The 12281-nt window shown below is 41.6% G+C and carries 13 protein-coding genes; 2 read left to right on the top strand and 11 right to left on the bottom strand.

Features of this window, described 5'->3' with window-relative positions:
* Positions 1-49 precede the first annotated feature (49 nt).
* From MTN96_RS00755 to rplU, 5 genes are all read right to left on the bottom strand, one after another.
* Entirely contained in the window at positions 50-427 is a 378-nt protein-coding gene (locus tag MTN96_RS00755) for a DUF3718 domain-containing protein (RefSeq protein WP_004587925.1), read from the bottom strand.
* A gap of 78 nt (positions 428-505) precedes the next feature.
* A complete protein-coding gene (folA, locus tag MTN96_RS00750) occupies positions 506-997 on the bottom strand; it encodes a type 3 dihydrofolate reductase (protein ID WP_004587924.1) in 492 nt (163 codons plus the stop codon).
* 72 nt (positions 998-1069) lie between these two features.
* Positions 1070-2221, bottom strand: coding sequence for an Obg family GTPase CgtA (cgtA, locus tag MTN96_RS00745; RefSeq protein WP_248443787.1), 1152 nt, complete (start codon positions 2219-2221; stop codon positions 1070-1072).
* 136 nt (positions 2222-2357) lie between these two features.
* Positions 2358-2615, bottom strand: coding sequence for a 50S ribosomal protein L27 (rpmA, locus tag MTN96_RS00740; protein ID WP_004587922.1), 258 nt, complete (start codon positions 2613-2615; stop codon positions 2358-2360).
* Between the two features lie 16 nt (positions 2616-2631).
* Positions 2632-2943, bottom strand: coding sequence for a 50S ribosomal protein L21 (rplU, locus tag MTN96_RS00735; RefSeq protein ID WP_004587921.1), 312 nt, complete (start codon positions 2941-2943; stop codon positions 2632-2634).
* Between the two features lie 421 nt (positions 2944-3364).
* Between rplU and ispB the strand changes: the two genes are divergently transcribed.
* Positions 3365-4336 (top strand): octaprenyl diphosphate synthase, encoded by a 972-nt coding sequence (gene ispB, locus MTN96_RS00730; RefSeq protein WP_054982281.1) that lies wholly within the window; start codon positions 3365-3367, stop codon positions 4334-4336.
* A gap of 94 nt (positions 4337-4430) precedes the next feature.
* On the opposite strand, the gene mdh is transcribed toward ispB, so the two are convergent.
* A complete protein-coding gene (gene mdh, locus MTN96_RS00725) occupies positions 4431-5363 on the bottom strand; it encodes a malate dehydrogenase (protein WP_004587919.1) in 933 nt (310 codons plus the stop codon).
* A 225-nt stretch (positions 5364-5588) separates the two neighbouring features.
* On the opposite strand from mdh, the gene argR reads away from it, so the two are divergent.
* Positions 5589-6056, top strand: a complete 468-nt coding sequence (argR, locus tag MTN96_RS00720; RefSeq protein ID WP_004587918.1) for a transcriptional regulator ArgR — start codon at positions 5589-5591, stop codon at positions 6054-6056.
* On the opposite strand, the gene MTN96_RS00715 is transcribed toward argR, so the two are convergent.
* The 5 genes from MTN96_RS00715 to MTN96_RS00695 form a co-directional block, all read right to left on the bottom strand.
* Positions 6053-6952, bottom strand: a complete 900-nt coding sequence (locus MTN96_RS00715) for a Dyp-type peroxidase (RefSeq protein ID WP_004587917.1) — start codon at positions 6950-6952, stop codon at positions 6053-6055. The genes argR and MTN96_RS00715 overlap by 4 nt on opposite strands.
* A 43-nt stretch (positions 6953-6995) precedes the next feature.
* Positions 6996-8042 carry an ABC transporter ATP-binding protein gene (locus tag MTN96_RS00710; RefSeq protein WP_248530503.1) on the bottom strand — a complete coding sequence of 349 codons (1047 nt, stop codon included), beginning with the start codon at positions 8040-8042 and terminating at the stop codon, positions 6996-6998.
* Complete coding sequence (locus tag MTN96_RS00705; protein WP_248530502.1) at positions 8043-9674, bottom strand: iron ABC transporter permease; 1632 nt, start codon at positions 9672-9674, stop codon at positions 8043-8045.
* Complete coding sequence (locus tag MTN96_RS00700) at positions 9674-10678, bottom strand: Fe(3+) ABC transporter substrate-binding protein (protein WP_029773350.1); 1005 nt, start codon at positions 10676-10678, stop codon at positions 9674-9676. The genes MTN96_RS00705 and MTN96_RS00700 overlap by 1 nt, the downstream gene beginning before the upstream one ends.
* Positions 10679-11451: 773 nt before the next feature.
* A complete protein-coding gene (locus MTN96_RS00695; protein ID WP_029773351.1) occupies positions 11452-12138 on the bottom strand; it encodes a tRNA-uridine aminocarboxypropyltransferase in 687 nt (228 codons plus the stop codon).
* Positions 12139-12281: the final 143 nt, after the last annotated feature.

Here is a 12281-nt window from a genome sequence, read left to right as displayed (position 1 = left end):
CAGGCACAAAAAAACCGCGATCCGCGCGGTTTTTATTTTATTGTGTTAATTAAAGGCCAGCACGGTCTTTAATTACAGCAATTAACGGTGAGCCACCGTGGCCATTGCCTTCGGCCCATGCTATATCAGCGCCATCAGACAGTGCGCTTTTTGATAAGTTTTTAACTATGTACTCGCCCGAGTCAACAGCGTTACTAACTACAGCATGGCGAAGTAAGTTATTACCATTACATTGAATAGCATCGTAAATATTGCGAATTTTTACACGTGAGCTTTTTAGTTTACTACGTAAACGGTTTTTATCATCAGCTGCGATATATTCACAAATAGATACTGCTAATTGATCATTGGCTTTAGCAGGCACGGTATACATTAACGAACCAGCAGCAACGGCTGTAATAACAATTAGCTTTGACAATTTAAACATGAAACACCCTTTATGGTACTTTTTACCTATGTTGATTGTCTAATATTGTACCAACCTGCTGTAAGTTTCGCAATAATGTTAATCTTTTTTATATAAAGTTACGAATTTATAACTATATTGATTCTTTTCGTCGGGTTTATTTGCCTGTTCGTCGACGTTTTCCCACGTTGCTACCGCTTGGTAATCGGGAAACTGCGTATCCCCTTCAACCTCTAAATCTATAAAGGTTAAATATAAACGATCGGCACTTGGTAAAAACTGCTGATAAATATTACCACCGCCAATTATCATCACCTCTTCTTCGGCTTTAACCAGCTCTAGCGCAGCCTCTGGGGTGGTGACCGTCTCAATACCTTGAGCGCTATACTGGCTATTACGGGTAATAATTATGTTGCGACGCCCAGGTAAAGGACGACCTATCGATTCAAATGTTTTACGCCCCATAACGACAGGTTTGCCTGTTGTTACCTTTTTGAAATGCTGTAGATCGGCGGGTAAATGCCACGGCATTTTATTATCAAGACCAATTACACGGTTGTTTGCCATTGCGGCGATCATTGAAATTATCACATCAAATACCTAGTACTTTATTCTTAAAAAATAAAAAAGGAGCTTATGCTCCTTTTTAAAATATGTTTTTTATTAACGCTCGTAGACGACTTCTACATCGTAGTCGTCTTCATCCCAGTCGTCCCAATCATCATCATCGCCTTTGGTTGCTTTTTGATGATAAGTATCCCACTTGAACTCAACTTCTTCGTCTTCAATCTCAACGAACTTCTCTTTAGGCATGCTATCAAGTAATGCCATAATATCGTGAATTAATGGCTGAGTATTAAGCTTATTGACTGCTGAAATACGGTAAACGTTTTCTTCTTCACCTAGCTCTTGCGCAATTTGCTCACACAAAGCTTGCGCTTCTTCTTCTGGCAATAGGTCTATTTTATTAAACACTAACCAGCGTGGCTTTTCTGCAAGTTTAGGGCTGTATTGGTGTAACTCATTAATAATGGCAAATGCATTATCAACAGGGTTTGAACCATCAACAGGCATAACATCAATCACGTGTAACAATACACGACAACGCTCTAAATGCTTCAAAAAGCGAATACCTAGGCCAGCACCGTCTGAGGCACCTTCAATTAAGCCCGGAATATCGGCTATTACAAACGATTTGTTAGCCTCTGGGCGCACCACCCCTAAATTAGGAATTAGCGTGGTAAACGGGTAATCAGCTACTTTTGGCTTTGCTGCCGATACACTGCGAATAAACGTTGATTTACCTGCATTTGGCAACCCTAATAGGCCTACATCGGCAAGTAGCATAAGCTCTAATTTAAGGTTACGAACTTCACCTGGAGTACCTAACGTTTTTTGACGTGGGGCACGGTTAGTACTTGATTTAAAACGTGCATTCCCCAAGCCATGGAAACCACCTTTTGCAACCACAATTTTTTGACCATGCTGCGTTAAATCGCCTAACGCCTCTTGAGTGTCAACGTCGGTAATACGTGTACCCACAGGTACTTTTACTACCAAGTCTTCGCCCTTTTTACCTGTACAGTTACGGCTTTGACCATTAGTACCACGCTCGGCACGGTGAAAACGCTCAAACTGGTAATCAATTAGGGTATTTAAGTTTTCATCAGCTTGTAGATAAACACTACCACCGTCTCCACCGTCACCGCCGTCCGGGCCACCGTCTGGTACATATTTTTCTCGACGGAAAGACACGACACCGCTGCCGCCGTCACCAGCTTCTGCGCGAATTTCTACTTCATCTACAAACTTCATGATTACTCACTTTAGGGATTGGCTTTAATTTAACTATTATATACCCAAGCCAACGTAAATGCAGGCTTGGGTATATATTTGACGTTTCTGAAAACAAAAAACCCCGCAAAGGCGGGGTTTTTTACTACCTTACTGATTACTCAGCTACGATAGTTACGTATTTACGGTTTAAAGGACCTTTTTGTTCAAATTGAACTTTACCATCTGCTTTTGCGAAGATAGTGTGGTCTTTACCGATACCTACGTTTGCGCCAGCGTGGAAACGAGTACCACGTTGACGAACAATGATGCTACCCGCTAGAACTGATTCGCCACCAAAACGCTTAACACCTAGGCGTTTGCTTTCTGAATCGCGACCGTTACGAGTACTACCAGCTGCTTTTTTATGTGCCATTTCTAAGTACCTCTAATTAAGCGCTAATGCCAGTGATTTTAACTTCAGTGAACCATTGACGATGGCCCATTTGCTTACGAGAATGCTTACGGCGTCTAAATTTAACAACCTTAATCTTCTCACCGCGACCATGTGAAACAACCTCAGCTGTTACTTTACCACCGTTTACGAACGGTACACCGATCTCGATTTTCTCACCATCAGCAACTAAAAGTACTGAATCAAATTCAACTGCTGCACCAGTTTCAACGTCTAATTTTTCAAGACGAATCGTTTGACCTTCAGTCACACGATGCTGTTTACCACCACTTTGGAAAACCGCGTACATAATTAACTCCGTCTGTGCGCCCTCAAATCGACGCAACTAAAATATTCTTCGATAGGGCGCGAAGTTTACGCTAATGCATAAAAACTAGCAAGCCTATTTTGTAATTAAAATGAATAAAAAGTAGCTGCATTGAGAGCAATTCAATATTTCCCCCATTTTATATTAAATTGCCCTGTTGCCAAGCGCTTTTTAGTGCAAAGACAAAATAAATTTACGTGTCGCTATGCCTACTCCAGAACCCATTGACTGCGCAATAAATAGTCGTGCTTTGAGTGTGAAATATACAATTAAATACCCTAATTAAGCGCTAATTAAGGTTTTTAACTCGGTTTTTTTAATGAATCGTCACAAAATATCGAGCTAGTGCTTTTTTTGTTGTACAATCGGCGCCGTTCACACATAAAAATTGGCTCGGAGATCAATGGATATAAAAGCTATCCAGGCGTTAATCGAAAGCGATATGAATGACGTCAATCAACTTATACACGCGCAAATGCGCTCAGATGTGGCGTTAGTCAATCAACTTGGTTTGTACATCGTTAACAGCGGCGGCAAACGCGTACGCCCGATGCTGGCAATATTGGCAGCAAGAGCTTTGGGTTACCAAGGTAAAGATCACATTACTTTGGCAACGATTGTTGAATTTATTCATACTGCAACACTATTACATGATGATGTTGTTGATGAATCTAACCTGCGCCGTGGTACACCGACTGCAAATGCCGAATTTGGTAATGCTGCCAGCGTGCTGGTTGGGGATTTTATTTACACCCGCTCGTTTCAACTTATGGTGGGGCTGGGCAAAATGCAAATTATGCAAGTGCTTGCTGATGCCACCAACGTGATTGCTGAGGGCGAAGTATTGCAACTTATGAATTGCAACGACCCTAATACCACCGAAGCAAGTTACATGCAGGTTATTTACTCTAAAACGGCTAAATTATTTGAAGCCGCTACAGGGCTTGCAGCTATTATTACCGAGCAAGATAACAGTGTGTTAGATGCGCTTAATTTATATGGTATGCATTTAGGTACTGCTTTTCAGTTAGTTGATGACGTGCTTGATTACAACGCAGACGCTGACCAATTAGGTAAAAATATTGGTGATGATTTAGCAGAAGGTAAGCCAACCTTACCGCTAATATATGCGATGAAGCACGGCAGTGATCAGCAAAGAGCCCTTATTCGTGATGCCATTGAGCATTGCAATGGTATGGATAACCTTGAGGCTATTTTAACGGCACTTAAACAAACCAACGCACTTGAATTTACAATGCAAAAGGCGCAGCAAGAAGCAGACAAGGCCATTGCCTGTTTAGACTTTTTAGCAGAGTCGCAGTACAAGCAAGCGTTAATCAGCTTAGCGCGTATAGCTGTAGAGCGAGATCACTAACTTTGCAGCCTCCCTTAATTAGTATTTAAGGGCCATAATTTTCGAGCAATAAAAAAGCCTGCATAAGCAGGCTTTTTTGTGCATAACTTGGCTATTACGCCATGAAATCAACACCTTCTTTGATGTCTTTTTTCAGAGTTTCAAGCATGTCGTTTTTAGCTTTTTCTTCAAATGCGCTTAGCTCGCCGTAAGAAAGAATTTCTTCTACGCCGTTTGTGCCTAAACGTACTGGGTGAGCAAAGTACTCTGCATCGCCATTTTCAACAGCAACGTATGCGTAATCTACTACGTCTTCACCTTGTAGGCCTTTAACTAAAGACATACAAAAACGTGCTGCAGCAGCACCCATAGATAATGTAGCTGAACCACCGCCCGCTTTAGCATTTACTACTTCAGTACCTGCATTTTGGATACGTGGAGTAAGTGTAGCTACTTCTTCTTCAGTGAAGCTTACGCCTTCAACTTGAGAAAGTAGAGGTAGAATGGTTGTGCCAGAGTGGCCACCAATTACTGGTACTTTAACGGTTGCTACGTCTACGCCTTTAAGCTCAGCAACAAATGCTTCTGAACGAATTACGTCAAGCGTAGTGATACCAAATACGCGCTTAGCGTCGTAAGTACCTGCTTTTTTGAATACTTCAGCAACAATTGGCACAGTGCCGTTTACTGGGTTAGTGATAACACCCACTAACGCTTTAGGACAGCTAGCTACAATGCCTTCTGCTAATGTTTTGATGATACCTGCGTTTACGTTAAATAAATCCGCACGATCCATACCTGGTTTACGTGGCATACCCGCTGGGATAAGTACGATATCACACCCTTCAAGCGCTTTATTTAAATCGTCTGCGCCAAAACCTGCTACTTTAACATCTGTAGGGATGTGAGATAGGTCAACCGCAACACCTGGTACAACTGGTGCAACATCGTAAAGTGATAATTCAGAACCAGCTGGTAAGCCTGTTTTTAATAATAAAGACAACGCTTGACCGATACCGCCTGCAGCACCTAATACAGCAACTTTCATTGGAATTCTCCGTAATTTGAGGTAGGAAATATTTGTGGCTCTTAAGATAATGAAATTAGCGACTAAAAACAAATTTATCCTGCTTATTTCAGGTATATTTTCGACCATAGTTGTAAACTTTGTTGGTTTATCGCAGCAAACTGGCAAGTTAACTAAACAACTGCTGCATAATTATTCATTTTTGTGTAGAATTTGCATTATAAATAACAAAAATGAATAAAGACTATGCAACCACAAGACAAACAAGAAGCGCTGGTAAAAGCGTTTAAAGCACTTTTAAAAGAAGAGAACTTTGGCTCGCAAGGCGAAATAGTCGAAGCATTAAAAGAGCAAGGCTTTGACAATATAAGCCAAAGTAAGGTGTCGCGCATGCTTAGCAAGTTTGGCGCTGTGCGTACCCGTAATGCTAAACAAGAAATGGTTTATTGCCTACCCGCAGAAATGGGCGTACCGACTGCTAAAAGCCCACTACGTCAGCTTGTTATTGATATTATGCATAACGAAATGATGATTATTATAACCACCAGCCCAGGCGCTGCGCAGTTGATTGCCCGCTTATTAGACTCACTAGGCAAAGCGGATGGTGTATTGGGCACAATTGCCGGAGATGACACTATTTTTATTGCGCCAGCAAAAATATCTGAAATAGACATTACACTAGAGCGCGTACGTATTTTATTTGATACGGTTTAAAGCTGTTTTAAAAAACTAACTGACGGCGCAAAAAACGCTGAGCCCATATCGGCTTGAGTAAAATCAAGCCAGTGGTCGTAACACTCCCCTTTTCCTATGCGGCTGTTAAGCACCTTTTCAAACGCACTTCCCGATGCTGAGCATGTAATACTTAGCATGCCTTGCTCGTAAACATCGCCATACGGCATGCTTTGGTTAAGCAGTATTGCTTGGCCGCTCTCATCTTTTAGCTCACTTCTAGTCGCGTGGCTAGTATCTACCTTAGGCTCAATTAAGGTGTTATCTAAACGTGTGCGCCCCATAATATGCTCTTGCTCGCTTAGTGATAAATGCTGCCATACGCTCAGGTCATGTTTATAACGCTGTACATGAATATAGCTGCCTTGGTGTTCAAAGCTGTCGGGGTTATTAACCAGTGCCGTGATTCGTTTTTGGCGTCCATGTGGGGTGTCGCCTGCATAAATAAAGCCGTTAAAGTCTCGCCCATCTAAAAACCTAAAATTGCGAATTTGTTCAACCAGCTCTACATCGGGCGAAAACAACTTTAATATTTGCAATGCAAAAAGGTGATTAACATCTTCTCGGTCTGAGCGAATTTGTATGAATAAATCACATGGCTGTACGCGCATAACAAAATCACTGTGATTTATATTAGGAAAGCTTTGCAGCTCGCTTGGGATATATTCAGGTAGAATATGCGGCCAATATTGCGCGCCTATAGCCACCATGCACGAAAGCATGGCTTCGGAGAACTGATCACTAAACTCTTCTTCAATTGCGCTTACGCGCTTAAGCTTTGCGCGCAATGACTCGTCTTGACCATCAAATACATTAAAAAATAAATGCAAACCGTGTAAGTTTGCTTCAGCACAAATCCCAGATTGCGCTTGCGCCATTGTTATTCCTTAGCTTTATAAAACACAGCGAATAACACATTTGTTATGATTCGAAAAAATTCACCGTGTGAGGTTTTATTTTTATTATAACCTGCTCATTTATTTCAAATGACTGGCCATATTGTGCGGCAACTTCAATCTCTTGCTCTGCAATTACAACAGTGTAAACATAAGCCGAGCCTATAAACCGACGGCTTAGAATGCTCACACCTTGAGGGTTATCGGCCTGCCTATTTTGCGCAAGCTCAATATGGTGCGGGCGAATATACACCTGCCCTTTTATTGCACTGTGCGTATGCTCATGCTGCGATTGCACGACACCAAAAGGCGTTGTGTATTCAGTTGCCGTTAACACTTCTGCGCCTAAGTATATGCCCTGACCCAGAAACTCTGCAACCTCCTTTGTCTTTGGCACGGCAAAAAGCTGCTCTGGTGTACCTTGTTGGGCTATTTTTCCTTGGTGCATAATGGCTAGCGTGTCTGAAAACGCAAAGGCCTCTTCTTTTGAGTGGCTAACAAATACCGCAGAAACCTGCTGCGCTTTAATAATGCGCCTAATATCAGCAATTAACTCAAAACGTACTTGTGTATCTATGTTCGAAAAAGGCTCATCAAGAAGCAATAAACTAGGCTTATAAGCCAAAGCCCGCGCAATAGCCACGCGTTGCTGCTGGCCACCCGAGAGCTGATGAGGGTAGCGTTTTGCACACCCTGTTAAATGCACTAGCTCTAGCATTTCCTCTACCCGTTGCTGTTTTTGAACTTTGCTTATTTTACCCAGCCCGAACGCAATATTATCGGCCACACTGAGGTGCGGAAACAAGGCATAATCTTGAAACATCATCCCTATATTACGATGCTCTGGTGATACAAATGTATGCTTATCGCTTACACATTTGCCATCTATAAATACGCCACCTTCATTTATTTCAATAAGGCCGGCAATTGCTTTTAAGGTGGTTGTTTTACCGCAGCCGCTGGCTCCGAGCAAACACACAATTTCGTCTTGACCCACCGTTAAATCTAAATTGTGTAGCACGTGCGTGCCACTGTAGTTATAGCCCACACCTTGTAAATTTAAACGGCTCATTTAACTGCGTTGCTCCATAGAACGATTAATAAAATACAAGGGGATCAACCCAACCAAAACAATAAATAAAGCGGAAATAGAAGCAAGTTCAAGCTGCTCATCGCTCACATATTGAAATACATGTGTGGCTAAACTTTCAAAGTCAAAAGGCCTTAATAGCAATGCGGCTGGCAGCTCTTTCATACACTCAATAAATACAAGCAATGCAGCTGTTAAAAGACCCCGACGTAATAAAGGAAGGTGCACTAAGCGCAGTGTTTGCCCTTCGCTTTTACCCATAGATTGGCTAGCCATATCCAGTGATGGACTAATACGTACAAAGCTCGATTCTATAGCACCGTGCGCAATGGCATAAAAGCGCACTAAGTAAGCCACTATAATAGTGACAATGCTGCCGGTTAGTAATAAACCTATATCTAGGTTGTAGCTCCCAAGGACTGTATTTATTGAGTTTTCTAATGCGCTAAGCGGTAATAACACAGCAATAGCCAGTACCGTACCTGGCAGTGCATAGCCGGTGCTCGCTAAGCGACCAGGTATTAAAGAATAGCCTTGCTTTGCCACACGCTGATAAAAAACGATTAGTGTAGCGAGTATTATACTGGCTACGCTTACAATAATAGCTACTTGTAAACTTTGCCACGCGTAACTAAAAAATGCCGTGTTCCACGCTTTATCAAAGTAAGTTATTGCATAATTTAGCAATACCAACATAGGTATAATAAAAGCAATGAGCAAAATAACACTGCAAAATGACGTAGCCAGCCATGCTTGTTTACCTTTAAGTTTGTATAACGACTCGCTATTAACACCTGATTGACGCTCAAACACGGCTTGGTTACGCCGACTAAAGCGCTCCGCCATTAAAGCTAAAAACAGTAGTAACAACATAACGCCCGATATTTTCGCTGCAGCCGTGAGTGAGTAATAACCAAACCATGTATCGTACACCGCGGTGGTTAAGGTGCTCACTGCAAAGTAACTTACCGTTGCATAGTCGGCCATGGTTTCCATGCTTATGAGCGCAAGGGCTGCCACAATTGAGCCACGAGAAAGCACTATACTTACCTTAAAAAAGCTTTGCCAAGGCGATAAACCCATTAATTGACTAGCTTGCACTAGCTTAAATGACTGCTCTCGCAGTGCGGTTTTAAAAATTAAAAATAAATACGGATACAGCACAAGTGCGATCATCACCATAGCGCCGGGCAAAGTGCGAATATCAAAAAACCAATAATCCGTTGGCGAGTGCCAATCAAACCACTCTCTTAGGGCTATTTGCACAGGGCCTGCGTAATCTAGCAAATCGGTATACACATAGGCTATTAAATAGGTAGGCATTGCAAGGGGCAGCATAAGCGCCCATTCAAATTGCTTTTTGCCGGGGAAGGAGCAATACGCACTGAGCCAACCAAGCGGTAGCGCAATTGCACAGCTAAGCAGGCATACGCCAAAAATAAGCAGCACAGTATTAGTAATATAATCCCACAGCACGGTATCCCACAGATGAGAAAATACCTCTGAGTCGCCTTGTAAAGATTCATAAATCAGAAAAAAAAGCGGGGCCGACAATAAAAGCCCTGTCGACCAAGCAAAGAGCTGCCATTTAGACAGCTTAAATATAAAATTCATTAAAGGTCGAACTTCACCTCATCTATTAGCTTAAGGGCTAACGGACGATATTTACTGATCTCATCAAGTGCTAGGCCATCTTCTTTAAAGCTTCCCCAAGAGGCCACTAAACTTGATAGCTCAACGCCTTGCTTAACAGGGTACTCCATATTTACAGAGGCATACATATTTTGAGCTTTGGTTTCGCTCATAAACTCAATAAGCTTAAGGGCATTATCAGGATTTTTTGCATATTTAGTAATGACAGCACCCGAAACATTTATGTGTGAGCCGCGATTTTGCTGATTAGGAAAATTAATATAAACAGACTCAGCCCACGCTTTTTGCTCGTCATCTTGAAGCATTTTGCCAAGGTAGTAACTATTACCTAAAGCAAGATTGCACAAACCTTCTTTTACTGCTTTTACTTGCGCGCGATCGTTACCTTGTGGCTTACGTGCTAAATTAGCTTTAACACCTTCTAACCATGTTTTAGTTTTTTCCTCGCCGTGATGAGCAATCATCGAAGCAACTAAGCCAAGGTTATAAGGGTGCTTGCCAGAACGTGTACAAATTTGTCCTTTGTACTGTGGGTTAGCCAAATCTTCGTAGGTGAGTTCAGGTAAAGCACCTAGGCGCTCTTTTGATGAATACACATTACGAACCCGCTTAGTTAATGCCACCCACTGCCCGTCGCTATCTCTATACGACGCAGGAATATTGTTTTTAATGCGATCACTTTTAATACTTTGCGTTAAATTTAGGTCCTCTAGCTGAATAAGCGCACTAAAATTAGATGTTAATACTAAATCGGCTTTACTGTGCTTTCCTTCACGCTTAACACGCTCTATTAACCCTTTTTTTGCAAAAACCACATTCGTTTTAATGCCTGTTTGCTTAGTGAAGTCAGTTAAAATAGGTTGAATTAAAAACGGTTGACGAAAAGAGTAAATATTAACAACATCGCTCGCAAACGCAGGCGAAGCGCTAATAATACAAGTAAGTATAGCCAGTGCAGTTCTCATATCAATTTACCTAAATAGTAATTATTTACAGGGGATTTTATCGTGATAAGTGAAAATATACACTCTTTACATAAATGTAAATAAGTAATTAATGACCAAAAGAGAAATACCGCGTAAGACATCTCTTACAGAGCTGACAGCTAATGAGTAAAAAAACCTATAACAACCCAGTAAAAACAATGTAAGTATCTGATTTATTTGATTTGTTATAAATACTCACTTTTTATAAGTAAATCCATAGCCGTTTTAACCTATTTTAGTTGCACCAGCACGCTACAATTACTACATCAACCAAGCAGTGATGCTTATCGAGTAAAAGGAAATGGACTGCTTACTCGAACAACCAATGATCAGGTTACTACGGACAACACGGAAATTAGGACAGGCTCAGGATGAGTATCGCAATGGATTGTTGCACAAAGGAACGTATCAGGACGATACAGCAAGGATAACAACAGCGGATAGTTGTTTAACAGGATGTGATAGGAATTAAATGGACAGGCCCTTGAGGCAACACAATGGAATTGTAAATTAATGGACTGCACTAGGATGTGCCAAAAGGAATAGGTAATAGTTTTTACCACTACAGGATGTACAGGGATTAAAGGAGATAGGCCCGGATAGCCTAAATTACATAGAACTAAAAAGTAATATCGTAATCACATGGATAAGTAAAAATTGGAGTTGATTAAGTTCAATTGCAGGATGCAAAATTAGAAGATTCCGCAAGCGCGCCTAGAGATAGAGCGCGCTTTTCTTTGCCTAAAATTAAGTTACTGTGGCCTGCCCTTATTTCGCTTACCAAGTAAGTACGCATCACGAAATTTTATAAAGTGCTGTTCAAGTTTTAAGGCGGCATCTTGCTCACCTGCGAGCGCTAACACCATAATGCCTACCTCAGCAGTGCCTAACTGGTATGCGTGAGGTGCAACGCGTAAACGGTAATCTGATAGTTTATCAGCGGTGATCGACAACACCGGTAAATTATCTAGGTACGGGCTTTTGCGGATCATTTTTTTAGCTTCGCGCCAGGTACCATCTAAAAATATAAATAATGGCTTTTTGCCAGGCTCAATATTTACCTCAGTGGTTGCCCTGCCCGGCTCTACATCTTCAGCTGGAAATATCACCATAGGTTGATAATCAGCGTTGTTTAATAAAGCTAATAGCTCAGCGCTTGGCTCTGTTCTGTCCCATCTAAATGCATAGTTGTCAGGGACTATTTCAGCAATTAAACGCCCTGTGTTTGACGGTTTAAAGCTTTCATTATGATACATTAATAAACACACGCCAGCATCGCACTGCGCTTGTTCTACACCCTCACATATACAGTAATGCTTAGCAATTAAACACTGCTCACAGCGATCCATTTTGCCGCCACGGGCATTAAATTCGCGGCGCGATTCGCTAATTTGCTGAGCACGCAAAACTAATACTGAGTTATGTTGGGGATTTTTCAACGGGGCTATTACCTAAAATTTGTTCGGCGCGTATTGTAGCTAAAATAAAAGGGAATAGATATCAGCTATCAGCTATCAGCTATCAGCTATCAGCTATCAGCTATCAGCTATCAGCTATCAGCTATCAGCTATCAGCTATCAGC

Source organism: Pseudoalteromonas sp. 2CM28B (assembly GCF_023161935.1).
The sequence above is the reverse complement of the archived record's forward strand: the minus strand, read 5'-3'. Positions and strand labels throughout refer to the sequence as shown.